This is a genomic window from Aeromonas sp. A04 (assembly GCF_047780465.1).
Lineage (GTDB): Bacteria > Pseudomonadota > Gammaproteobacteria > Enterobacterales > Aeromonadaceae > Aeromonas > Aeromonas bestiarum.
The window spans coordinates 1-23,411 of sequence record NZ_JBLNHP010000001.1; the positions used below are offsets into that span (position 1 = coordinate 1).

At 60.1% G+C, this 23,411-nt stretch carries 19 protein-coding genes, 2 tRNA genes and 1 pseudogene; 16 read left to right on the plus strand and 6 right to left on the minus strand.

Annotation, left to right across the window (positions count from 1 at the left end; translation table 11 throughout):
• The first annotated feature begins 165 nt into the window (after positions 1-165).
• The 4 genes from ACM3N8_RS00005 (at position 166) to yjjG (ending at position 2,796) form a co-directional block, all read left to right on the plus strand.
• A tRNA-Met gene (locus tag ACM3N8_RS00005) sits at positions 166-242 on the plus strand.
• Positions 243-344: 102 nt separating this feature from the next.
• Positions 345-421, plus strand: a tRNA-Met gene (locus ACM3N8_RS00010).
• 189 nt (positions 422-610) lie between these two features.
• Entirely contained in the window at positions 611-2,107 is a 1,497-nt protein-coding gene (locus ACM3N8_RS00015) for a M17 family metallopeptidase (RefSeq protein ID WP_416015283.1), read from the plus strand.
• An 8-nt stretch (positions 2,108-2,115) separates the two neighbouring features.
• Positions 2,116-2,796 (plus strand): pyrimidine 5'-nucleotidase, encoded by a 681-nt coding sequence (yjjG, locus tag ACM3N8_RS00020; RefSeq protein WP_290018035.1) that lies wholly within the window; start codon positions 2,116-2,118, stop codon positions 2,794-2,796.
• Between the two features lie 72 nt (positions 2,797-2,868).
• Here the strand turns inward: yjjG and ACM3N8_RS00025 are convergent, their stop codons facing one another.
• The 4 genes from ACM3N8_RS00025 to elyC form a co-directional block, all read right to left on the minus strand.
• Positions 2,869-4,125 carry an amidohydrolase gene (locus tag ACM3N8_RS00025; RefSeq protein ID WP_103470694.1) on the minus strand — a complete coding sequence of 419 codons (1,257 nt, stop codon included), beginning with the start codon at positions 4,123-4,125 and terminating at the stop codon, positions 2,869-2,871.
• Positions 4,126-5,490: 1,365 nt separating this feature from the next.
• Positions 5,491-6,462: a 6-phosphofructokinase gene (gene pfkA / locus ACM3N8_RS00030; protein ID WP_042652255.1), complete on the minus strand. Its 972-nt coding sequence runs from the start codon at positions 6,460-6,462 to the stop codon at positions 5,491-5,493.
• A 148-nt stretch (positions 6,463-6,610) separates the two neighbouring features.
• The gene (gene tpiA / locus ACM3N8_RS00035; RefSeq protein ID WP_043141977.1) at positions 6,611-7,366 is read right to left on the minus strand and encodes a triose-phosphate isomerase; all 756 of its coding nucleotides are present in this window, start codon (positions 7,364-7,366) and stop codon (positions 6,611-6,613) included.
• A 135-nt stretch (positions 7,367-7,501) separates the two neighbouring features.
• Complete coding sequence (gene elyC, locus ACM3N8_RS00040; protein WP_290018366.1) at positions 7,502-8,272, minus strand: envelope biogenesis factor ElyC; 771 nt, start codon at positions 8,270-8,272, stop codon at positions 7,502-7,504.
• A 128-nt stretch (positions 8,273-8,400) separates the two neighbouring features.
• Here elyC and cmoM point away from each other — a divergent pair, with 128 nt between their 5' ends.
• The 11 genes and pseudogenes from cmoM to ACM3N8_RS00095 all read left to right on the plus strand — a co-directional run bounded on the left by cmoM (position 8,401) and on the right by ACM3N8_RS00095 (position 20,373).
• The gene (cmoM, locus tag ACM3N8_RS00045; protein ID WP_043141973.1) at positions 8,401-9,177 is read left to right on the plus strand and encodes a tRNA uridine 5-oxyacetic acid(34) methyltransferase CmoM; all 777 of its coding nucleotides are present in this window, start codon (positions 8,401-8,403) and stop codon (positions 9,175-9,177) included.
• Positions 9,178-9,389: 212 nt separating this feature from the next.
• Positions 9,390-10,709, plus strand: a complete 1,320-nt coding sequence (gene mukF, locus ACM3N8_RS00050; protein WP_098983984.1) for a chromosome partition protein MukF — start codon at positions 9,390-9,392, stop codon at positions 10,707-10,709.
• Entirely contained in the window at positions 10,690-11,427 is a 738-nt protein-coding gene (mukE, locus tag ACM3N8_RS00055; protein ID WP_290018038.1) for a chromosome partition protein MukE, read from the plus strand. The genes mukF and mukE overlap by 20 nt, the downstream gene beginning before the upstream one ends.
• A 45-nt stretch (positions 11,428-11,472) precedes the next feature.
• Positions 11,473-15,900: a chromosome partition protein MukB gene (mukB, locus tag ACM3N8_RS00060; protein ID WP_290018039.1), complete on the plus strand. Its 4,428-nt coding sequence runs from the start codon at positions 11,473-11,475 to the stop codon at positions 15,898-15,900.
• Between the two features lie 219 nt (positions 15,901-16,119).
• Positions 16,120-16,506 (plus strand): septal ring lytic transglycosylase RlpA family protein, encoded by a 387-nt coding sequence (locus ACM3N8_RS00065; RefSeq protein ID WP_098985123.1) that lies wholly within the window; start codon positions 16,120-16,122, stop codon positions 16,504-16,506.
• A gap of 147 nt (positions 16,507-16,653) precedes the next feature.
• Positions 16,654-16,959 (plus strand): putative quinol monooxygenase, encoded by a 306-nt coding sequence (locus ACM3N8_RS00070; protein WP_416015284.1) that lies wholly within the window; start codon positions 16,654-16,656, stop codon positions 16,957-16,959.
• A gap of 318 nt (positions 16,960-17,277) precedes the next feature.
• A pseudogene (locus tag ACM3N8_RS00075) lies at positions 17,278-17,738 on the plus strand (GNAT family N-acetyltransferase).
• A gap of 61 nt (positions 17,739-17,799) precedes the next feature.
• Positions 17,800-18,276, plus strand: a complete 477-nt coding sequence (locus ACM3N8_RS00080) for an N-acetyltransferase (protein WP_348686342.1) — start codon at positions 17,800-17,802, stop codon at positions 18,274-18,276.
• A gap of 232 nt (positions 18,277-18,508) precedes the next feature.
• Positions 18,509-18,994 carry a GNAT family N-acetyltransferase gene (locus ACM3N8_RS00085; RefSeq protein ID WP_348686354.1) on the plus strand — a complete coding sequence of 162 codons (486 nt, stop codon included), beginning with the start codon at positions 18,509-18,511 and terminating at the stop codon, positions 18,992-18,994.
• A gap of 54 nt (positions 18,995-19,048) precedes the next feature.
• Complete coding sequence (locus ACM3N8_RS00090) at positions 19,049-19,558, plus strand: GNAT family protein (RefSeq protein WP_348686341.1); 510 nt, start codon at positions 19,049-19,051, stop codon at positions 19,556-19,558.
• Positions 19,555-20,373 carry a hypothetical protein gene (locus ACM3N8_RS00095; protein WP_416015285.1) on the plus strand — a complete coding sequence of 273 codons (819 nt, stop codon included), beginning with the start codon at positions 19,555-19,557 and terminating at the stop codon, positions 20,371-20,373. The genes ACM3N8_RS00090 and ACM3N8_RS00095 overlap by 4 nt, the downstream gene beginning before the upstream one ends.
• A gap of 79 nt (positions 20,374-20,452) precedes the next feature.
• Here ACM3N8_RS00095 and ACM3N8_RS00100 read toward each other — a convergent pair whose 3' ends face one another.
• Complete coding sequence (locus tag ACM3N8_RS00100) at positions 20,453-20,656, minus strand: hypothetical protein (protein WP_042867481.1); 204 nt, start codon at positions 20,654-20,656, stop codon at positions 20,453-20,455.
• 223 nt (positions 20,657-20,879) lie between these two features.
• Between ACM3N8_RS00100 and ACM3N8_RS00105 the strand changes: the two genes are divergently transcribed.
• Entirely contained in the window at positions 20,880-21,797 is a 918-nt protein-coding gene (locus tag ACM3N8_RS00105; RefSeq protein ID WP_416015286.1) for a PhzF family phenazine biosynthesis protein, read from the plus strand.
• A gap of 88 nt (positions 21,798-21,885) precedes the next feature.
• On the opposite strand, the gene ACM3N8_RS00110 is transcribed toward ACM3N8_RS00105, so the two are convergent.
• Positions 21,886-23,160, minus strand: a complete 1,275-nt coding sequence (locus tag ACM3N8_RS00110) for an esterase/lipase family protein (protein ID WP_416015287.1) — start codon at positions 23,158-23,160, stop codon at positions 21,886-21,888.
• Between the last annotated feature and the right edge of the window lie 251 nt (positions 23,161-23,411).

The window sequence follows — 23,411 nt, forward strand, 5'->3', positions numbered from 1 at the left end:
GCTCGGTAGCTCGTCGGGCTCATAACCCGAAGGTCGTCAGTTCAAATCTGGCCCCCGCAACCAACTATTTGTGCTCATGGCTAGGCTGATGCCAAGCGGTGAACGTAAAGACAGCACGCTACTTTTGCTCGGTAGTGTGTGGTGATGAAGGCAGTACAATTCGGACGCGGGGTGGAGCAGCTCGGTAGCTCGTCGGGCTCATAACCCGAAGGTCGTCAGTTCAAATCTGGCCCCCGCAACCAACTATTTGTGCTCATGGCGAGGGTGATGCCAAGCGATGAACGTAAAGACAGCACGCTACTTCTGCTCGGTAGTGTGTGGTGATGAAGGCAGTACAATTCGGACGCGGGGTGGAGCAGCTCGGTAGCTCGTCGGGCTCATAACCCGAAGGTCGTCGGTTCAAATCCGGCCCCCGCAACCAACTTTCTTCTGTTTCTCCATTTCGTTTTTCCTCTTGTTTTCCCCTCGTTATGTTTCGCACCGTTTCCGGTTGCTCATCATATGTACGCATAATCACGCTTGATATTGATTTTCAAGTGCAAATCTGGCCGCCACCGCGCTTTGTTGGGTATCATCAGTGATATCTCTTCATGGACGAGGCCTCTGCCCAATGATGCAACAGTTCACTTATCTCCCCCCCCAGATCGACATTCATGATGCCACCCTGAGCCAGGCCATGGGCAACGGGCTCTCGGCCAACCTGCTGCTTGTCGCCGAAGATCTGCGCGACTCTGTTCTGGCCAGACCTGAGTTTGCCGCCGTGGCAACCCAGATAGCGCTGGGGCAGAAGGCGCCCTACAGCCTGGTGCAACACAACAGCCTGCAACTGGTGATCTTCATCGGAGCCCGTCCCACCCGGGATCACGCCCTCTACAAGCAGGCCAGATCCTGGATAGCCCCGCTGGCCGGACTCAAGATCGAGCGGATGGGGCTGCATCTGGAAGGGTTTGACGAGGGGGACAGGGCGCAGCTGGCCGAGCTGACGCTTGCCTGCCTGTTGGCGGCCAATGTGCCGCTGCCGAGCCACAAGCATAGCGCCGAGGATGAGTGGCGCTATCAGCAGATTGCTGTGTCGCCTCGCTGCGTGCTGGATCTGGCGCGGATCTACGCCGAGGCCGAAGGCAATGGCATGGCGCGGCATCTGGCGGTATCGCCGGCCTCCGATCTCACCGCCCGCAGCTATCGGGAGTGGGCTCGTCAGCTGGCCCAGGTCGAAGGCTGGCAGTGGCACGAGTACGATCAGGCCCAACTGGCCGAACGGGGAGCCGGCGCCTTCATCGCGGTGGCGAGAGGCTCGGAAGACAACCAGGCCGCCATGGTCAAGCTCAGTTACTGCCCGCCGAATCCGGTGCGCCGGGTCGCCCTGGTGGGCAAGGGGATCTGTCACGACTCGGGCGGTTACAACCTCAAGGTCGCCGGCAGCATGTATGGCATGCACCTGGACATGGGTGGCAGCGCAGTGGCACTGGGCGCCCTCTATGCGATCAGCCGGGCCCGCCTGCCCTACGAGGTGCACTGCTGGCTCGCCATCGCCGAGAACCACATAGGCCCGCTCGCTTATCGGCCGGGGGAGGTGGTGACGGCGCTCAACGGCACCACCATAGAGGTGGTGGATACCGATGCCGAGGGGCGCATGGTGCTGGCGGATACCCTCTGCATGGCGGTGCAGGATAATCCGGATCTGCTGATCGATTACGCCACCCTGACGGGGGCCTGCAAGCGGGCACTGGGCAGCCGTTACAGCGGCGCCTTTACCAACCGGCCCCAGTGGTTCGGCGAGCTGATAACCCTGGGCCAGCGCAGCGGTGAGCGAGTCTGGCCCTTCCCGCTGGATGAGGACTATGACGACAACCTCGATAGCGAGTGGGCCGATCTGTTACAGTGTGCGCCGGGCGCATCGCCGGATCACATAGATGCTGCCCGTTTTCTCAACCGCTTCGTGCCTGCCCAGACCCCCTGGCTGCACCTCGATTTGAGCGGTTTTCGCAGCAAGGGGGGTAATGGCGTGGTCAGCAGTGAAGTGACCGGATTCGGGGTCAGGCTGACGCTGGACTTGCTCGCCAGCCCGCTGGGCCGCCGCCATGAACTCGATGAACAAGAACAGTAAGGGATCCCGTGAAAGTACCAAGTTATGACTGGGTGTTGTTCGATCTGGACGAAACTCTGCTCGATTTCCCGGTCGCCCAGGCCTTGGAGCAGACTCTGCAGCTCTACGGCGTGACGCCGACGCCCCCCAAGATGGCGGAATATCATGCTCTGAACCACAGTCTGTGGCAGCAGTACAACTCGGGCGAGATAGATGCGACCCACCTGCAGCAGACCCGTTTTTCCCTGTTTGCCGAGCAGGTGGACGTAGCACCCATGGCGATGAACGACACCTTCTTGCAGCAGATCATCGCCCTGAGCGTGCCGCTGGAGGGGGTGCTGGAGACACTGCAGGCTCTCAAAGGCCGGGTGCGGATGGGGATCATCACCAATGGCTTCAGCCTGCCGCAACGGGGTCGCCTCAGCAAGCTGGGCTGGAGCGACTGGTTCGAGCCGCTGGTCATCTCGGACGAGGTACGGGTGACCAAGCCGGCCGCCGCCATTTTCCAGCATACCCTGGCCTTGATGGGGCAGCCGAGCCCGGCGCGGGTGTTGATGGTGGGGGACAACCCCAAGACCGACATCGCCGGTGCCGCGGCGCAGGGGCTGGCTACCTGCTGGTACAACCCGGACCGCCACGACACCGAGTGCGAGGCGACCCACGAGATCCACCACTTTGCCCACCTCTCCACCATAGTGCTGGGGCAGTAAGCCAAGCGGCGAGCCGCTCGCCAGCAACAAAAAAGGCAGCCCTTGGGCTGCCTTTTGTCATCTTGTCATCTATCAGGTACCCAGGCGACTGAGCAGCCAGGATTCGAGCAGGGCGACCCCGTGCTCCAGCACGGTTTCGTCGAAGTCGAATTCAGGATGGTGATGAGGCGCCGCCAGATTGGCCCCCAGGATCAGATAGGCGGCCTGACCGCCGTTTCGCTGCACCCGCTCGATGAGAAAGCCGGCATCCTCGCTGGCGCCGAAGCGGCGAGTGTGGATGGTCTCAAGCTTGAGCGCCTTTGCAAGCGGCACTATCTCCTCGAGCAGGGCCGGGCTGTTCTCGATACCGATGGCTTCCCCCTGCTTGCGAATGAGGTAGGTGGCGCCTTGCATCATGGCGGCCCCTTCCACTATCTGCTGCACCTGGCCGAACATGTAGTCGTTAAGCGCCGGGGTGGCGCCACGGGTTTCCCCCTGCAGGCGGGCATGGCCCGGGATCACGTTGCGACCGCTGCCACCGCTGAGCTGGCCCACGTTGATGCGGGTCATGCCATCGCGATGACGGGCAATGCCGAGCATGGCGGTGGTCGCCGTGCAGGCTGCCGCCAGCGCATTGCTGCCCGCGTTGGGCTCAAGCCCCGCGTGGGCGGCGCGCCCCAGAAACTCCACATCGAACTTGGTGGAACAGAGAAACTCGGTGGGATTGACCACCAGCTCGCCACTGTTGGCATGAATGCCGATGTGCAGCGCCAGCAGGGCATCCACATCGTCGAGCTGACCGCCCGCCGCCAGTGCCTTGCCGCCACGGCAGCCCTCTTCGGCGGGCTGGAAGAACAACTTGATACGGCCGTTCAACCGATCGGCGAGGGCTGCGATCCGCTCGGCCAGTACCAGCCCGATGGCGGTATGTCCGTCGTGGGCACAGGCGTGCATCCAGCCGGCATTGCGAGACTGCCACCCCTCCTGACTGGGGGGATGCAGCTCATCCTGGCTCTCATCGACTTCCACCGCATCGATATCGAAGCGAAAGGCCAGGGTCGGGCCGGGACGACCGCTGTCCCACACGCCCATCACACCCGTTATCTCTTCGATGCGGGCCAGCCAGTCGGGATGTGCACCCTGACGCAGGGCGCGCTCCTTCTGGGCTTGTACGTCTACCTCCCGTCCCATGATGAGGTTGCTGGCCAGCAGCTTGTCCCCCAGCATGACTTCAAATCCGAGTTTTGAGAGGTGGTGAGCGATGAGGGAGCTGGTGCGAAATTCACACCAGGCCGCTTCGGGCAGACGATGAAGATCACGACGCCACTGGCGTAGAGCATCTTGGGTCATGGTAATTCCTGCATGGCGAGTCCAGCGGATATTGTGACGGGCAGGGGAGCAAGAGTAAATCCCGGAGCACAAATGCAACAAGGGGAGCGATGAGGCTCCCCTTGTGGACGGTGGCAGTGACATGCAGCTTATATAGTGTGCATCAACCAGTTCTAAATAAGGCTTTCGGTATCACGCTGGGTGAAATAGCCAAAAAAGACAGAGAGTGGTGAATTAGTCAGCGCCTGGGCTATGGCTGTCATTCAGCAATACACAATTCTGGATGACTAACCGGCTCAAAGCTGTGACAGCGACGGCAGAGAGACGGCAACCAGAGTGAAAAACACGGTAAAAACGGCAGTAACAACAAACTCTTTCATATTTTGTCTCCCTTGGCTGACTGTTGATGGGACCAAGATACCACAATTGTGCGGTAAAACAATAGTAAAATGTATTTATGTGGCAATTTATTGGCTTTAAGCATCTAAAGCCTTGTTTTTGCATTTTAGCGTCTGTTTTATCATCTGGCCTTCTTTGTGATGCCGATGCGCACTCTGTGTATGTGGTATAAATTTATAAAATTCATTATGTTATGTTTTGTTCGTGTCAATTTCTCAGTGGGTTTTGTATGGGGCTTTTCTGGTTTTTTTGAAATTTTATCCGCTTTCAAGCCCCTCTGTGGCGTCTGAAAATGTCGTCGAAAGCCAGTTGGCTTGTCCCTTGGCTGAATTTGAAGAGTGCATCCATTTTTTGTCGCATCTTGAACCTTGAAGCCTGACAGGGCGCCTCTTTCAGAGAGCAGGCGCGGTACCCGCTTCTCAGTTAGTACGCAAAAAATGGCGAACATGATGGGGGGCTTGCCATTGCGGGGGCACGAATGACGGCTCCTGCGCTGGGCTCACCTTTTTCTTATGCCATGCGTCTGCGTGCCCCGGTGCGACGGCATTGAGTGGGCCGAGAGGCTCTCAGCACCCCCGGATGACGATACAGGGCTCTGTGCTAGCGATGAGTTTGGCCGACGCCACCGGCGGCCTGTGGTGATGGGAGGAGATATGGGGGCTGATCCTGCGTCCGATGCAGAAAAGGCAATCCCGCCAGCCGGCATACCCTGGATGTCGTGAGCCGCCAAACCTTGGCAAGGAAGCCGCGCCCATTCGTCTATGGCGAGAGGGCTGTCGCTGACTATCCAGGGGCCAGGGAGGCGATCCGCTCGCCGGTATGGCGGGCATGGGGCAAGATTTGGAAAACAGCGCAGCAGATGGCGTGGCAAGAGAGAGGGCGCCTGCACGGCTGCCGGTTCCGCCCGTTGCGGGGCACACGACGTGCATGAAAAAACCCTCCAGCGGAGGGTTTTTTGTCACAACAGGCTGAGCAAGCGACAGGCGCTTAGAACAGGGTGGTGGAGAGATCGTACAGCTCCTGATCGAACGGGCGCTTGAGGTTCTCGATGCAGTCGATGATGTCGTGGTGCACCATCTCGTTGCCCTGGATCCCGACGCAGCGGCCACCCTGACCGGCCAGCAGTTGTTCAACGGCGAAGGCACCCATGCGGCTGGACATGATGCGATCGCGCGCGGTGGGCGAGCCGCCACGCTGGATGTGGCCCAGAATGGTGGCGCGGGTCTCGCGGCCTGTCATGGCTTCGATGTCCTTGGCTAGGGCATTCACGTCGGTGACGTGCTCACAGATGGTGATGATGGCGTGCTTCTTGCCCTTGGCTTCGCCTTCCTTGATCTGTTGCAGCAGCTTGTCCTTGTCGAAGGTCACTTCCGGCACGATAACGTACTCGGCACCACCGGCAACGGCGGCAGACATGGCCAGATCGCCGCAGTGGCGGCCCATGATCTCGACCACGGAGATACGGTGGTGGGAGCTGCAGGTGTCGCGCAGACGGTCGATGGCGTCAACCACCACGTTCAGGGCGGTATCAAAGCCGATGGTAAAGTCGGTACCTGCGATGTCGTTGTCTATGGTGCCCGGCAGGCCGATGCAGGGGAAACCCTCCTCGGTCAGCTTCTTGGCACCCATGTAGGAGCCGTCACCACCGATCACCACCAGGGCATCGATACCGTGTTTTTTCAGATTTTCGATCGCTTCGGCGCGCACTTTCGGGTCTTTGAAGGCGGGGAAACGGGCGGAACCCAGGAAGGTGCCGCCGCGGTTGACCACGTCGGAGACGCTGTGACGCTCCAGCTTGACGATCCTGTCCTGATGCAGACCGAGGTAGCCATCATAGATGCCGTAAACTTCCAGGCCATGATGCAGACCGGCGCGCACCACGGCGCGGATGGCTGCGTTCATACCCGGTGCGTCACCACCACTGGTCAAAACACCAATACGTTTGATTTGTTTGGTCATGAGTGCCTCTGGATCTGAGTTGTCTAATACGAAGTTTTGAAAATGAGATAAGCCACATTGACTATATCGGCTTTCGTATGGGATGCGGGGGCCGCCATAGGAAAAGCGATATGCAGGAGGGGGCAAGCGCCCCCTCCTGGGCAACAGCTTACTTGGCTGCGCCAGCGATGATCTGGGAGAAGTCGTCCACTTTCAGGGACGCGCCACCCACCAGGCCACCGTCGATGTCCGGCTGACCGAACAGATCGGCTGCGGTCGCGCCAGTGACAGATCCGCCGTACAGGATCTGTACCTTGGCAGCCACGGCGCCGTCAAACCCGGCCAGGTACTGACGGATGTGAGCGTGGACGGACTGGGCGATTTCCGGGGTAGCAGTCTTGCCGGTGCCGATGGCCCATACCGGCTCATAGGCAACCACGGCGTTGCTGAAGGAGGCGATGCCACAACGGTCGATGACGGCTTTCAGCTGGGTTTCAACCACGTTCTTGGTCACGCCGGCTTCGAACTGTTCCAGCGTCTCACCGATGCACAGTACCGGCACCAGGCCAGCTTTCTGGATGACTTCGTACTTGGCGGCAACCACGTCGTCGCTCTCTGCGTGCAGGGTACGACGCTCGCTGTGACCGACCAGGGAGTAGGTGCAACCGAAGGCTTTGAGCATGGAGGGGGCGTTTTCACCGGTGAAGGCGCCGGATTCGTGAAGGTCGGCATTCTGGGCGCCGTAGGCGATCTTGCTGCCAGCGGTCAGCTGCTCAACCAGACCCAAAAAGATAACCGGCGGGCAGACGGCGACTTGCACAGAAGGATGAGCGGCAGCAGCCGGGGTCAGTCCTTTGATCAGAGCTTCGACAGAAGCTTTGGTGCCGTTCAGTTTCCAGTTACCCATTACCAGGTGCTGTCTCATCTTGTAACTCTCCTAGGCATTTGATTGCGCGACATTATATGAATTGAACCGAGCCCAAGATAGCTGACCCGGCGGCAAATGACGTAATTTTTTTTCGCTTTCCTGATCCAAATCAGGAATGCAAGGCTCGATTGCTCAATCGTTAACCTGCCCTCGCAAACGGGCCCACCATACCCCAATCCATTCGTGAATGGCAGCCTCGGAATACATCAGATACCGCCCCTTCGGCAGGTAGCTGTAGAGGGGTTGCGCCACCTGGCTCTGCTTGGCTGTGTAGTCGGTGGGGGCCGGCACCGCATTGAGTCCCTGTCCCTGATAGAGCGCCATGGCCCGCGGCAGGTGGGTGGCCGAACTGACCAGCGCCACTCGCTTGCCCTTGAGATAACGGCTGATGCTGACGGCCTCGTCATGGGTGTCTTTGTTGTTTTCAAACAACGTCATCCGCGAGCGAGGTATGCCGAGGCTTGCCGCCATGTGGGCATTGACCTCGGCGTTGGAGAGGGGATCCCCTGACACATAACCGGAGAAGATGAGCTCTGCTTGTGGGTAAGCCTGGGCGAGGCGCACCCCCTCCAGCGTTCTAGCGAGCGAAATGTTGTTCTGCCAGGCTCGCTCGGGCACGGCCGGATCGCTCACATGGCCGTTGCCCAGCACTACTATGGCCGCTATATCCGGGTGCTGGCTTATCTCAAAGGGCGGAAAGGTCTGCTCCAGCGGGCGGGCCAGCTCGTAGCTTATCGGTCGCATACCCATCAGGGTGACGACCAGCAAGGAGAGGGTCGCCAGCAGCTTGCCGGTTTTTTGAAAACGGGTGAACCAGAGCAGCAAGAGCGCCAGCAGCAACAGGGAGAGAGAGAAGGGCAGCGGCATCAGCAATTGGCCTAGCCATTTCTTGATAACAAACAAGTTGGCGGCAAACAGGTTGAGCTCAAACACTGGGATGTCGTCCTTGAGTTTTCAGCAAATTCGGGATGTGACAGAATACCCCTCTTTTTTCGTCAGGCCCAACCCTGCGGCCAAAAGTTGAGTGTGTCTTGAAGCAAGATCAGAGTTTTGACGGGCGCGCCGACAAGTTCGCCCGCAACATTTATGACTCCACCAAGGGGCGCATTCGCACCACAGTGGTGTGGAGCGACATAGAAGCCTGCCTGGCGCGCCTTGGCAACCGACCCCTGCGCATCCTGGATGCGGGGGGCGGATTTGGCTACTTTGCCCAGAAGCTGGCGGCCATGGGTCATCAGGTGGAACTGTGCGATCTTTCCGCCGAAATGCTTGAACTTGCACGGGTCCAGATCGCCGAAAAGGGGCTGGAAGACAGAATTCGTCTCATCCAGTGCCCCATTCAGGATCTCAAGAGCCAGGTGACCGGCACCTTTGATTTGGTGCTCTGCCACGCCGTGCTGGAATGGCTCGCCGAGCCGCGCCAGACCTTGCTCGGTCTGTTCCCTTTCGTCAAGGCAGGGGGCATACTGTCGCTGCTTTTTTACAACCGTCATGGCCTGCTGTTTCAGAGCCTGGTGGTAGGCAATTTTGACTATGTGCGCCTCGGCCTGCGCAAGAAGCGCCAGACCGCCTTGACCCCCACCAATCCGCAGTTGCCGGAGCAGGTATACGACTGGATTGGGCGAGGGGGGCTCAAGATCATCGGCAAGACAGGGGTGCGCGTCATCCACGACTACATGCGCCACAAGCAGGATCAGGTCGAGAAGTTCGATGATCTGCTGGCCATGGAGCAGCAATATTGCCGCCAGGAACCCTTTATCTCCCTGGGTCGCTATATCCATGTGATGGCGCAAAAGCCAGTCAGCTGATGGGTCGGAGAGTGGGTCGACTGGGGGATGATCCCTTCGGTGCTCTTTGCCGTCCCTGGGTCAATGCATCCATGTGATGGCACAAAAGCCGGCCAGCTGATGGCGGCGCAATCCGCCCGCTGATGCTCGGGATAACGTGATTTTTCTGATGCTACCGGATGTAGCCGTGCGCGAGCTTTCGCGCTCAATTACAACAACGAGATGACAACGTCATGATGAGTACATCCCGTACCCTGCCCGAGATGGTGGGATGGGTCAGGCAGGAGGGGTTGGCGCTGAGCCTGCCGACCGACCGGCTGGCCTTTCTAATTGCAATCAAGACCCTGTCCGAAGATGAGTCGGACCTGTCGGAAGCGGCGCTGCACGATGCCTTCGGCTATGTCAGCAACGCCTTTGGCCAGATGGACGAGACCCTCACAGGTCGCGCCAACAACGCCATCAACGATCTCATTCGACAGCAGCTGCTGTCGCGCTTCACCACCGATATGGTGGCGGGGGAGAGCCTCTATCGCCTGTCGCGGCTGGGGATGGGGATCGTCGACTTCTTCATGGATCAGCGCCAGGTCGACTCCATCAAGCTCTCCATCCTGCTTGAACACCTGGCGGCCGAGCTCGACACCGCCCGCAAGGCGGCGCTTGAGACCAACACTCGCGAGCAGTGGGATGCAGAGGTGCTGCCACGGCTCACCTTCTCGCTGGAAGAGACGCTGGGGCGCATCGATCTGACCCAGCGCGCCATGGACGAGCAGCAGAATCAGGTCAAGAGCGAGATAGCGGCCCTGCTGACCCAGAACTGGGTCGATGCCATCCACAGCTGCGAAAAACTGCTGCACGAGACAGGCCAGACCCTGCGCGAGCTGCAAGACACCCTGGACGCCGCCGGCCACCGCCTGCAGGCGGGGCTGCTCAACATTCAGGAAGTGGCCCAGGGGCGCGACGATCTGTTCCATGTCGAGGAGCTGACCCACGCCCTGCAGGGGCGGCTCGATGTGATCACCAGCTGGGGCCAGCAGTGCATCGAGCTCTGGTCTCGTTACGATCGGCACGTCCACAAATTTATCCGCAACGCCATCGACATGGACAAGAACCGCGCCTTCAGCCAGCGGCTGCGCGACTCCATCCGCAATTTCGAGCAGCACAATTTCTTGCTGAGGGTGGCCGAGGAGCCCCGTCTGCTGGAGCTGCGGGATGAAACCATCGCCATCCACGATGAAGAGGTCACCGGCGAGGTGCCCCTCGAGATGGAGTACATGGAGATGGTGGACATCAACCAGGAGCTGGCTGAGCGCATCGAGCGCTACCTGGCCCGCTACCCAGAGCAGGGCCATCAGCTGGATGTGGCCGATGTGCTGCGGGAATACCTGCTGGATTACCCGGCTCACGCCCATTTCGATGTGGCGCGTCTCCTGATCGACCAGGCCGTGCGCCTGGGCCATGCCAGCGGTGAGCGCGAGCTGCACCACCAACCCGCATGGAAACCCATTAACCAAGCTGGATCCAAGGTTCAGGCCTATGTCATTGATCAATACTGAGTTTCCCTTGCCGCTGCGGCTCGCAGAGGCCATTGCCAACCCCTTGTTTCCGCGCATCGACACCGCCTTGCGCTCGGGCCGTCACATCAGTGCCGACGATTTCGAACAGCATTCGGCGCTGGTGGAGTATCACAACGAGCTGGAGATCTTCTACGGCCGCTATCAGGTGGAACTCATCAAGGCGCCGGAAGGCTTCTTCTACCTGCGTCCGCGCCCCAGCGCCGACATCGGCACGACCGTGCTCTCCGAGCTCGACATGCTGGTGGGCAAGGTGCTCTGTTACCTCTACTTGAGCCCGGACAGGCTTGCCTCGGAAGGGGTGTTCGCCATGGGTGAGCTGCAGGAGGAGGTGTTGAGCCTGGCCGACGAGAAGCAGCTGCTGCGCATGGTCAACAGCCGCTCCGGCGGCACCGATCTGGACAAGAAGAAGCTGCTGGAGAAGATCCGCACCTCCATGCGCCGCCTGCGGCGTCTGGGCATGATCACGGCCCTTGGCAACAGCGACAAATTCCGGGTCAACGAATCCGTGTTCCGCTTTGCCGCCGACGTGCGCTCCGATGAAGATCCGCGTGCCGTGCAGCTGCGGATGATCCAGGAGGGCGAGGCCATCTTCCACGACGACGAGATGCCGAGCAGCGATTCGCTGTTTGACGACATCGAGGGAGATTTGGATGAAGAGCAGCTGGAGCTGGAGGTGGAAGATGATCTGCAACGTTAATGTTCTGGCACAGATGGAGTCGGCCGATTTGATGGAGAGTGCGGCGTGAGAGGCAAATTCAAATCCCTGACCATGGTCAACTGGAACGGCTTCTTCGCCCGGACCTTCGATCTCGACCAGCTGGTCACCACATTGTCCGGCGGCAACGGGGCGGGCAAGTCCACCACAATGGCGGCCTTTATCGCGGCCCTGATCCCGGATCAGTCCCTGCTGCATTTTCGCAACACCACGGAAGCGGGTTCCTCCAGTGCGTCGCGCGACAAGGGGCTCTACGGCAAGCTGCAACGGGGTTCCTGTTACTCAGTGCTGGAGGTGATGAACAGCCGCGAGCAGCGGATCTGGGTCGGCGTGCACCTGGAGCAGATCCAGAACCGTGACAACAAGGTCAACATCACCCCGTTTGCGCTGGTGGATGTGCCAGAAAACCTGTCGCCCACGGATCTGCTGCTGGAGAAACTCGAGGGCGGCAAGGGCCGCATTCGTGCCTTTGCCGATCTGAAAGGGGCCGCCGCCGAGCTGGGGGCGCTGAAGGTCGCCAAGTTCAATACGGTGACCGACTATCACAACTTCATGTTCGAGTTCGGCATCACCCCGAAAAAGCTGCGTGATCAAAAAGATCGCGGCAAGTTCTATCGCCTGATCGAAGCCTCCCTCTACGGCGGCATCTCTTCTTCGATCAGCCGCTCCCTGCGTGAATACCTGCTGCCGGAGAACTCGGGCGTGCGCAAGGCATTCCAGGACATGGAGGCGGCCATCTACGAGAACCGTCGCACCCTGGAAGCGATCAAGGAGACGCAAGGTCAGCGGGATCTGTTCAAGAACCTGATCACCGAGACCACCCACTATGTGGCGGCCGACTATGTGCGCAACGCCGCCGAGAAGAACCGTCTCTCCGAGCTGGCCCTCAAAACCCGTCAGGAGCTGGCGGACAAGCGCCGCATTCTGGCCGAAGAGCGCCAGCGCGCCATCTATCTGGCCGACGAGGTGGAGCAGCTCACCAACCGCGAAAAATTGCTGACTGACGAGCTGGAGTCCGCTGCAGAGCACCTGGCCAAGGTGATGGCCGCCGTTGCTCTGCAAAAGAAGATAGAGATGTATCGCGCCGATCTGGCGGAGCTGGTCGACAAGCTGGAGCAACAGCAGGCGATCGTGGAGGAGATCCACGGTCAGCTGCTGGAAGCGGAAGAGCGCAAGGAGCTGGCCCAGGCAGAGGTAGACAGCCTCAAGACCCAGCTGGCCGACTATCAGCAGGCGCTGGACATTCAGCAGACCCGCGCCATCCAGTACCGTCAGGCGGTGCAGGCGCTGGAAAATGCCCGTGCGCAGTGCGAACTGCCGGGATTGAGCGCCGAACAGGCGAGCGAGACCCTGCATCAGTTCCGCGCCGCCGAACAGAGCCTCACCAGCCGGATGCTGGGGGCCGAGCAGCAGCTGGCACTGGCCAAGGCGGCGGTAGCCGAACATCAGGCCGCGCTGACGCTGCTGTTGACTATCGCTCCCGAAACTGCCCGTGAGGCCGCCTGGCCCACGGCGCAGGCGCTGCTCAAGCGCCATATCGAAGACAAAGCCCGCATTGCGCAGGGGCAGGGGCTGCGCGCAGCCCTGACTCGCCTCGAAAAAGAGAGCGAGAGCCAGAAGGCCTTGTTCAAGTTGCGTGACGAGCTGCATCAAGCCTGTGGCCAGCAGATCGCGAGCCAGGACGAGCTCGAGCTCTTCCTCGAAGCCCAGCGTACCCGTCAGGAAGAGCTGGCCGATCAGCAGAGCGATCTGAACCAGCGTCGCGCCAGCCTGGAGCATCAGGGTGCCCAGCTGGGCCGTGATATCGGCGAACTCACCAAGCTGGCCCCGCGCTGGCTCAAATCCTTTGAAAAGCTCGAGCAGCTGCGCGAGCAGAGCGGACTGCCGCTCGCTACCGCCGAGGCGCTTTCGGCCGGCATGCAGACCGTGCTCGACAAGGAGCGCGAGTTCGAGCAGGAGAGCAATCGCATCGCGGCGCAGAAGCAGGCGCTGGAGCTGCAAATTCGCAACCTGCAGCTGGGTGCTGGCGAGGCGGATCCGCGTCTGGCCCGCATCGCCGAGCAGGTGGGGGGCGTGCTGCTCTCCGATGTCTATGACGACATCTCCATCGACGATGCCCCTTACTACTCCGCGCTGTACGGTCCGGCTCGCAGTGCCCTTGTGGTGCTCGACCTTGAGGGCGCCATAGAGCGGCTGAAAAAACTGGAAGATTGCCCGGAAGATATCTACCTCATTCAGGGCAACCCCGACTCCTTTGACGAGGATCTGGTGGAAGCGGACGAGCTGGGGGACGCCGTGCTGGTGCGCACCAGCAAGCGTCAGGTGCGCTTCTCCCGCTACCCCGAGCTGCCGCTGTTTGGTCGCGCCGCCCGGGAAAAACGGATCGAGCAGCTCGATCTCGAGCGGGAAAATCTGATCGAGGGCTACGCCAAGGCCGCCTTCGAGCAGCAGAAGTTCCACCGTCTCTACGGACATTTTCGCGACTTTATCGGCCAACATCTGGATATCGCCTTCCGCCCCGACCCCGAAGCCGAGGTGCAGGCTAAGCAGGCCGAACTGCGCACCTTGCAGGGGGCCATAGCCGAGTGCGACAAGCAGCTTGGGGAATCCAAGGCCATTGCTGCCCAGCTGACCCGATATATCCAGCTGGTGCAGGGGATGCTGCCCTTTGCCCATCTGTTTGCGGAGGCTGACTTGGCCGCCCGTCTCGAGGCGGCCCACGCCGACGTCGAGGCACTTAAAACAGCCGAAGCCTTTATCGCCCAGCACGGCAAGGCGCTCGAGAAACTCGAGACCCTGGTGCAGGTGCTGCGCCAGGATCCCCAGGATCTCGCCGCCCTGCAGGCGGCGTTCGACGAGACGAGCGAGTTGCTGGCCGAGCAGAAGCGCCGCTGCTATGCCCTCGATCAGCTGGTGGCCCGTCTGCCGCACTTCGCCTATCAGGACGCACAAGACCTGCTTGGCAAAGCGTCCGAGATGAGCGAGCGGCTCAAAGAGAAGCTTAAAACAGCCGAGCTGGCCGCCCGCACCGCAGGGGAGCAGCACAAGCAGATTGCCCAGCGCCACACAGAGGCGTTGCAACTGCGCACCGCGCTCGATTCCAGCGCCTCGGCCAAGCGCCAGACTCTGACCGAGTTCGAGCAGGAGCTGGCGGCCATGGGACTGACACTGTCGGACGACATGGAAGAGAAATCCCGCGCCCACAAGAAAGAGATCGAAGAGCTGCTCATCCGCACCCGTTCCCGTCGCACCAGCGCCGAGGCCCAGTTGCAGGTGACCAAGCGCGAGATTGAATCCTTGGGAGGGCGCCTCAAGCTGGAAGGCAAGGATTACTACAGCGCCCGTAAATCCCTGGTGGGCCACAAGGCGAGCTGGTCGCGGGTGGTGCGCCTCGCACGGGACACAGATGTCGAGAAGCGCCTCAACAAGCGCGAGCTGGCGTACCTCGACAGCGACGAGCTGAGATCCATGTCGGACAAGGCGCTCGGCGCCCTGCGGGTTGCCGTGGCTCACGACGAGGCCCTGCGTGATGCGCTGCGTCTGTCTGAAGGCAACCGCAGCACCGAGCAGAAGGTCGCCTTCTACGTGCAGGTCTACCGTTACCTCAAAGATCGCATCCGCAACGACATCATCCGCTCCGATGATCCGGTGGAGGCGATCGAGGAGATGGAGATCGAGCTGGCGCGCCTGGCCGACGAGCTCAAGCAGCGTGAAAATCACCTGTCGCTCTCCTCTCATGAGGTGGCGGCCAAGATCACCAACATCATTCGCCGCGAGCAGAACCGCATCCGGGTGCTCAACCAGGGCTTGCAGAACATCGCCTTCGGTCTGGTGCGCGGGGTGCGCCTCAACGTCAATATCCGCGAGGCTCACACTCGTCTGCTGACCGCGCTGGCGGACCAGAGTGCCATGCACAACGATCTGTTCGCCGACAAGGAGCTCAGCTTCTCCGAGGCCATGGCCAAGCTGTTCCAGCGTCTCAACCCACAAACCGAGCAGGGGGATCGCAGCTATCAGGTGATGGGCGACGTGCTGCTCGACTATCGCAACTACCTGGAGCTGGAGATCGAGGTGCAGCGTGGCGCCGATGGCTGGCTGCGGGCCGAGAGCGGTGCGCTCTCCACCGGCGAGGCGATCGGTACCGGTCAGGCCATCTTGCTGATGGTGCTGATCAGCTGGGAGGAGGAGTCCCGCCGTCTGCGCGGCAAGGACATAGCCCCCTGCCGCCTGTTGTTCCTCGACGAAGCGGCGCGCCTGGATGGCAAATCCATCGCCACCCTGTTCGAGCTGTGCGAACGGCAAGATATGCAGCTCTTGATCGCGGCGCCCGAGAACATCAGCCCTGAGAAGGGCACCACCTACAAGCTGATCCGCAAGGTGCAGGGCAAGCATGAACACGTGCACGTGGTGGGTCTGCGGGGCTTTGGCTTCGCCGATGACAAACTGATCGCCTGACACAGGTTGACGGGTGAACACACAAACGGGAGGCTGAGGCCTCCCGTTTTATATGGAAAATATGGGAAAATGGGTGCTCCGGTCTCGTTGCTTGAAAGACGTGATGCGGCATGGAACGCGCGATTGGTCATCCCTAGGTGGTCATTTTACGGCACGACAGAACCGCTTATCCCGGCAAGGGGAGCAAGGACAAAGCCCATGGCTGACATGAAGGGAAAGATGCAAGACGTACAAAAAGGGCTGCTGTTATCGCTTTGTCTGCTGCTGGCAGCTTGCAGCAGCCGATATGACGACAGCCACGGCGGCAGTTGGCGCGGTTATACCGACACCGGGCTCGCCTCCTATTATGCCGACCGCTATCACGGCAAAAAGACCGCCAGCGGCGAGCGCTATCGCAACAACCTCAATAGCGCCGCCCACATGGAGTTGCCCTTCGGCGCTATGGTGCGGGTCACCAACCTCGCCAACGGCAAGAGCGTGGTGGTCAGGGTCAATGACCGCGGCGCCTTTAAAAACGGGCGTATTATAGATCTCTCCAAATCGGCTTTTAGCAGCATTGGCAGCACAAGATCCGGCCTTATCAAGGTGAAGATAGAGGTGCTCTAGTCGCCGACTCGTTCAATGGCACGAACAGAGTGTCCAATCTGCCCGGCTATATCCCGCCGGGTACTCCCTTTTACACTGCTCCTTCGCTCAAAGGTGGCTCCCAGACCGGAGCCCCTTTGCCTATCCCTGAAAATGGAGCAGATAAAGATGAGTGAAGAGAAACGGGTGTCCATCGCCGTACTGAAAGCCCGCGCCGGCATGAGAGATCCGCTGCGCCGTGAGTTGCTCAAACTCATTGCGCCGACGCGGCGAGAGCCGGGCAATCTGGATTACGTACTGTTTGAATTGCGCGACGAACCGGGCACCTTCTATATGCGCGAAGCCTTTGTCAGTCAGGCTGCGCTGGATGCCCATTGTGCGACCGACTATTTTCAGGCCTTCGCCAATCAGACCGATACATTGTTGGCAGAGCCGCTGCGGCTGATTTTTATGGCGGAGGTGAGCCATCCATAAGCGAATTGGGCCTGCTGCTGGCCCAATTTTCCCCCATATGCCAAGTGTCCAGCCCAGACGCTTTCCCGCTATTCCTTGGTGTCGATGATCCGCCAGCTTGCATCTTCACGACACCCGTTAGGGATGTTGCATTGCACAGGTTTCTCCTATTTCTGCCCAATAGCCTTTTCATCTCCCCGCTGGTCGGTAAGATATCCAAATGAAAATCAAATTTGCGCTAAGCCTAGTGCTCTAGATAAAAACCGTGGCAGGCCATGTCTGCTTAACGACACGACTGGCTATCCAGGAGGGCCGATATGGCTTTAACGGGGGGACGAGATGGAGATCGCGTTGGCGGATGTGCCGGACAGTGAGTTCGAACAGCGCTTTGCTGCCGTCAAACAGGGGATTTTTCCCTATGTTGAGGCGGTCTTTGGCTGGGATGACGACTTTCAGCGCGAGCGGTTGAGCAGTGAATACCAACCGCAGTGGTTTTCGTGGATCCTGCAGGGGGCGAGCGAGTCGGTCTGCTCTGCTGCAAGCCATACGACGATGCGCTGCACATTCATCTGCTGATCATCTTCCCGCAGTATCAGGGTCGGCAGTTGGGCTCGGCCGTCATGGACCGGCTGTATCGCGAGGCGGAGCGTGAGGGTAAAAGTCGGGTGACCTTGTCCAGCTTCACAGACAACCAGAGGGCGGTGCGGTTTTACCTTCGGCTCGGTTACAAGGTGGTGGAGGGGGATGAGGTGTTTGTCTCCTTGTCCCGGCCGGTGACGAGGTCGTCATGGCCTATGTGATGTTGAAAACCTCTGCCGTTGGGTCTTGTTTCATTCACGCAATCAAGGCTGGGACTGATATATGACAGTGCAATTCAAGCATTTTGACGATGTGCTGGCTCCGGATTTTCTGCCGCTGCTCAACGACGCGACGATCAGAAAACACCTGATTGATCATCCCCGCTTTGATCTGCCCGAGGTAGGGTGCTGGATGGATGACAAAATGCGGATCAACCAGCAGCCGGGGTGTCGTGTTCGAGCCGTGTTGATCCATGGGCAGCTGGCAGGGTGGTGCGGAATACAGCCGGATGAGGATGGCGTCGAGCTGGCCATTGTCATCGATCAGGCCCACTGGGGAGCCGGCATAGCCATATTCAGGGAGATGATGTGCTGGGCGCGGGAGATGGGGCATTCCGAGGTCCGCTTTCATCTGTTGGACAGTCGTCCCGCCTATGTGGCGTTGGCCAGCAAGGCGAGCCGGGTAGAGAAGACGCGGTTCTCCGGGCGGATGTTCACCACCTATTGTCTGTCGGTTGAGTGCTGGTTTGCAGCTTGCTGACACCAGATGAAAATGGCCGGCAACCTGTTTGCCAATGCCAATGCCAATGCCAATGCCAATGCGCTGAGCCATCCGTTTATATCGAGGTGGGGGGGATTAAGATCTGCAGCGAATGTTGCCATGACATAAGGCGTTTTATATGCGGATTTCAGTGCGCTGAAGAACCTGTTTTGACACATAGACCCGGCTTGAACACCTGTCGGTTGGCTGCGGCAAGGTGACAAGGATGGCGATGAATCTCGAGTTCAAAAAAATAAACCTGGCGCGTGACTATGGGTTTTGTGTGGCGGCCCGCCGGGACGCCTATGTTTGCAGCTTCCATCGCCATGAGGGGTTTGAGCGCTTTCTGACCGGGTATCATGAGCGGATGGCGGTCAGGCTGGCCAGCAAGGAGTGGCATTATCTGCATGTATGGCAGGCTGGTGAGATAGTGGGGCAGCTGGAGTTTTGCACTTTCTCAGCCGAACCGGATACCGGCTACATATACCTGATCTATTTGACGCCACAGGCATGTGGTCAAGGCATGGCCGAATTACTGCTCCGGTATATTGGTCGCACACTGCGGCAGGCCGGTTGCCGGCGGGTTGTGTTGTCGGTCAGCCGTCTCAATCAGCGGGCGCTACGTTTCTATCGGCGCTGCGGGTGGCAATATCTGGGGCCAAACCCCAAGCATGCCGAGACAGACTTCTATGAATATTGGTTGCCGGATCCGACGTAATCAGTAGCCGTATTTGAACGGGGGGAAAAAAAGTCCCATGGAGGGGGAAAATATATGGAAGTGAGACAAGTCCGGGTATCGGATGCAGATAGCGTACTGGCCCTGATGAACAGACTCGACAATGAAACAACTTTTATGCTCTATGAGCCGGGTGAGCGCACCACAACAGAGGTCGAGCAAGCTCAAATACTGGCCTCGTTTGTCGATGCAAACAACAAAGTCATGTTGGTACTGTCGGTACATGGCGAGATTACAGGTTTTATTGTCGGCATCGGTCAACCGGCAAATCGCAACAAACATGTACTGTATTGCGTTATCGGTATTCAACACTCAGCAGCTGGACAGGGCTTTGGCAAAAAAATGATGTCTGCGCTGGAGGCCTGGGCCAGGGCGCACGGCTTTACCCGTATGGAGTTGGGCGTCATGTGCCACAATGCCCGGGCTTGTGCGCTATACCACGCCTGCGGATTCGAGGTGGAAGGTGTCAAACGCAATACGATGAGAGTCGATGGGGCATATGTCGATGAATATATGATGGCCAAGCTGATTGAGGAGGTGGCATGAGCAAGATGCAGTGGTGGGTTCCCTTGAACGTCGCTCGGTCGTCAAAGAGTGCGCGCAGATGGGCGATGCTTGTGCTGATGTCGCTGCTGGCCACGGCGCCAACCCAGGCCGAGGAGTCGCAGCTCGGCGCCGAGTATCACCCTCTGGTACAGAAGGTGATCGATGCCGCCAGGGCGCGGGATCCGCAGGCCCTTGCCCGTCAGATGAAGTACCCCTTCAAGCAGGAGTACCCCATCCCGGTCATCAAGAACTCGTCCGAGATGGTGGCCCGTTTCGACGAGGTGTTTGATGACGCCATTCTCAAGAGTATCGCCACCTCTCGGGTCGGGCAGGATTGGCAGACCATGGGCTGGCGCGGCATCATGCTCGGCAGTGGCGAGATGTGGCTGGATTTCGATGGCAAGGTGATAGCTATCAATCATCAGACGGCGCAGGCAGCAAAACTGAAGGCCGAGCTTGTCACCAAACAGAAAAGCGATCTTTATCCCGGCCTGCGGGAGTACAAAAGCCCCGAACTGATGTGGCAGACCGAGAAATTTACCATTCGCATCGACGAGCTGGGGGATGGCCATTATCGCTATGCCTCCTGGGCGAAGGGCAAGGCGCTCAGCGACAAGCCGGACTTGGTGCTGAAAAATGGCATCATCAGGGTGGAGGGGACGGGGGGCAACCATACCTATCAATTCACCAGCGGCCCCTACCGCTACGAGTGTGTCGTGACAGTGCTGGGTGAGCAGGGCGCACCAACCGGTGAGCTAGTCGTCTATCAAAACGAGGTTGCCATCATGCACCAGCCGGTGATCAAAGTGCTCTGATATCCCTTAATCTGCCCGAAACGTTCAAAGAGCGGCCAGGTGCCGCGCTTTTGTTGTCTGCAACGGCTGACTGTATTCGCTAGCCCTGCGGCACTCGAACCCCTTTATCGAGGTAGAGGCTGCTGTAGTGGGCGCGGTGGGTGACAAACATCACCTGATGGCGGCTGCCGTCGGAGAGGATAATAAAGTCGCCTGCCTGGGCGGGGCTCTGCAGGCTGATCTCCTGTTCGGGGGCGGTCAACTTGTCGACCTCCTCCTTGAAGGTGAGGGTGTACGAATACATAGGGTTCTCCACAGCAGGACCGTATACAGACACGCATCACAAGGCTAGTTGCCATCGTCCGTATCCGCGGCGCCCAAGCGGCACCTGTGCGGCATTTAATTTAACGGGTAAGCTGGGTCTGCTTATCTTATATGGGGGCATGGCCTGCATTTGCCAGTGTCCCTCGCTTGGGGCCCCATAACAGGCGCCAGAGTGGTTTTCAGCACGCAAGCAAGGAGTGGTCATGAAGGAGCTAGCCTCCCCGTTGGAGCCTGAGTTGGTGCGGATTGCCGCGTTTTCTGACGGGCAGCAAGGCGGGAATCCTGCCGGTGTCTGGCTGGGGTCTGGCTTGCCCGCGGCAGAGGAGATGCAACGCATCGCTGCTCAGGTGGGATTTTCGGAAACGGCCTTCGCCGCGCCCTTGTCGCCACTCGGGCCACCAAGCTCACCCCGGGGGGCTGCGACCGCCCGGCAAACCGCCGAGTCTGGGGAGTGGCGGGTGCGTTACTTCTCCCCCGAGGCTGAGGTGCCCTTCTGCGGCCATGCCACAATCGCCCTGGGTGTGGCGCTGGCGCGGCGCTTTGGAGAAGGGGAGTATGCATTGCACCTCAATCAGACCGAGATCAAGGTATCGGGCTGGCAGGATGAGGAGGGGCAGTGGCAGGCGGCGCTGCAATCGCCGCCGACCCGCAGCAAGCCGGCCCCGGCCGAGTTGGTGAGTGCCGCGCTGACGCTGTTTGGTTACACGTCAGCAGATCTGGATCCCCGCATTCCGCCGGCACTTATCCATGGCGGCGCCGATCATCTGGTGCTGGCCCTGAACAGTCGGGCTGCGCTCTCGGCCATGCACTACGAACTGGCGAAGGGGCGAACCCTGATGCAAAGGGAAGGGCTGGTCACCATACTGTTGGCTCATGCCGCCCGGGATCAGCTGTTTCATACCCGCAACCCCTTCGCCTATGGCGGCGTCTATGAGGATCCCGCCACAGGCGCGGCCACCGCTGCCTTTGCCGGTTACCTGCGCGATATCCATTGGCCCCACGGCGGCATCATAGATCTCTTTCAGGGGGAGGACATGGGGATGGCGTCACACCTGCACGCCGAGATCCCGGCCGCACCCGGCAGCTCAATCAGGGTGTTCGGCCGGGCCCGCCTGATGTGAGCGACACGCAAGGAAAAAACCGCCAACTGGCGGTTTTTTCCTTTGTGCAGGAGCGAACTCAAGCGCGTTTCTCGGCATATTGCGCCCACTATGCGCTCTGGCCATGCTCCCCAGACGGGTTCTGCTCCTTGTGAGCGGTAAGCCAGTGCAGCAGTTGACGACTTACCTGCGGGCTGCCGAGCAGGGCCATATGGCTGGTACGGTAGGCAATCCAGCAGTGGGAAGGGGGGAATGCCAGCTGGTGGCGCGCCTCGTCATGCTGGCCGAGGGCGCTGCGCAGGGGCACAAGTCCATCGCCAATCAGCCAATCAGCCAGCAGACCGCGCTTGGCCGCCGTGGTGGCCGCTATGGTGAAGCAGGCCACTTCGGCGGGCAGGGGCAAGGGGGGGCGAGGATCGGGCAAGGCGTGCGGTTCGCCCTGCGGGGACGGCGAGTCCATCACCTTGCCGTGGCGCAGATCCTTGATGCCGGCGCTGCGCAGCTGTGCCAGCCTGACTAAGGGCTGGGTATAGGCGGTGGCAGGCAGCAGCTGTTCCAGCCAGTGACCGGCGTGTTCAAGGGGGGCGCCATGATGGGGCGTGCCGAGAAACACCATGTTTTTCAGGACGCCGGGCCAGCCCATCTCACTCTGGCCGGCATGATGACAGGCGCTGCGGATCACCAAGCCGCCCATGCTGTAGGCCAGCACGCTGATCTCGTCGATGCCACCGGGCCAGTGGGTTGCCAGTCGTTCCAGCTGACGGGCCAGCTCCCGCCCGTTTTGCGCAACGGGCAGGCCTGAGTTGTAGCGTACATAGACGGGCACATAGCCCAGCTCGCCGGCCAGCATCTCCCCATGGTTGAGCGTTTTTTCTTTGTCCTTCCCCCTGGTTTGGGTCTGCCACTGCAGATCGTTCATGCACAGACCATGCACCATCAGCAGCACCCGCCCCCCGGCGGGCAGACTCGACGGCATGGCGTGCCAGTCCAGCGGCTGGCCGCCATGGCGCAGTGTCATGGGCGTGGCGAGGGCATTGTGGCTCTCGACCAGCTTGTCCCCCATCACACCATTGAGGGTGGCGAGCAGGGCGGCGCGCCTGGGCGTCTCGGGGATCTGGTGCAAGGGAGGCGTCGGTGGCAAGCGGGTGAGCAGGGCATGGATGCCACCGCTCAGGGTACGGGCGGCGCCGTGCACTCCCTGGTAGACCAGACCCGTGATCCCCCGGGTCTGACCCTGGGCCTTGCCCCTGATCCCCATGCCACTCAATACCGCCTGATGGACGGCCTCGGTGATCTGCACGGCAGCAGGCAGGGCCTGGGTGAGCAAGCGGGCCAGCTCGCGGATATCGGAAAGATGCGGCTGCTGCTCTGTCGACTGGGTCATGGGGTCGCCCTCAGGGAGATGGTGTCAGCAAGCAGGCTTGCACCCACTGGGTGCGTGCTGGCTGGCACAGACTCATCCAGCTTGCCGTGTTTGCCTCGGGTTTACCAGTGAAGCCGCTGGCAGATCCTGCGGGGCAGGGCCCCTTGCTGCACGGGGTGCCGCGGGAGTGCGTTTCCTCTGGCGCGAGGCGGGTCACGGTAACGGGCAGCAAAATCCTCTCTACTTGGTCATATGGCACCGTAATAGGGAGG

Excerpts from the sequence above, each read along its gene's own strand:
- ACM3N8_RS00015 (WP_416015283.1), top strand. The coding sequence starts at position 611 with ATGATGCAACAGTTCACTTATCTCCCCCCCCAGATCGACATTCATGAT.
- ACM3N8_RS00025 (WP_103470694.1), bottom strand. The coding sequence starts at position 4,125 with ATGACCCAAGATGCTCTACGCCAGTGGCGTCGTGATCTTCATCGTCTG.
- pfkA (WP_042652255.1), bottom strand. The coding sequence starts at position 6,462 with ATGACCAAACAAATCAAACGTATTGGTGTTTTGACCAGTGGTGGTGAC.
- tpiA (WP_043141977.1), bottom strand. The coding sequence starts at position 7,366 with ATGAGACAGCACCTGGTAATGGGTAACTGGAAACTGAACGGCACCAAA.
- mukF (WP_098983984.1), top strand. The coding sequence starts at position 9,390 with ATGATGAGTACATCCCGTACCCTGCCCGAGATGGTGGGATGGGTCAGG.
- mukE (WP_290018038.1), top strand. The coding sequence starts at position 10,690 with ATGTCATTGATCAATACTGAGTTTCCCTTGCCGCTGCGGCTCGCAGAG.
- ACM3N8_RS00065 (WP_098985123.1), top strand. The coding sequence starts at position 16,120 with ATGCAAGACGTACAAAAAGGGCTGCTGTTATCGCTTTGTCTGCTGCTG.
- ACM3N8_RS00070 (WP_416015284.1), top strand. The coding sequence starts at position 16,654 with ATGAGTGAAGAGAAACGGGTGTCCATCGCCGTACTGAAAGCCCGCGCC.
- ACM3N8_RS00080 (WP_348686342.1), top strand. The coding sequence starts at position 17,800 with ATGACAGTGCAATTCAAGCATTTTGACGATGTGCTGGCTCCGGATTTT.
- ACM3N8_RS00085 (WP_348686354.1), top strand. The coding sequence starts at position 18,509 with ATGAATCTCGAGTTCAAAAAAATAAACCTGGCGCGTGACTATGGGTTT.
- ACM3N8_RS00090 (WP_348686341.1), top strand. The coding sequence starts at position 19,049 with ATGGAAGTGAGACAAGTCCGGGTATCGGATGCAGATAGCGTACTGGCC.
- ACM3N8_RS00095 (WP_416015285.1), top strand. The coding sequence starts at position 19,555 with ATGAGCAAGATGCAGTGGTGGGTTCCCTTGAACGTCGCTCGGTCGTCA.
- ACM3N8_RS00100 (WP_042867481.1), bottom strand. The coding sequence starts at position 20,656 with ATGTATTCGTACACCCTCACCTTCAAGGAGGAGGTCGACAAGTTGACC.
- ACM3N8_RS00105 (WP_416015286.1), top strand. The coding sequence starts at position 20,880 with ATGAAGGAGCTAGCCTCCCCGTTGGAGCCTGAGTTGGTGCGGATTGCC.
- ACM3N8_RS00110 (WP_416015287.1), bottom strand. The coding sequence starts at position 23,160 with ATGACCCAGTCGACAGAGCAGCAGCCGCATCTTTCCGATATCCGCGAG.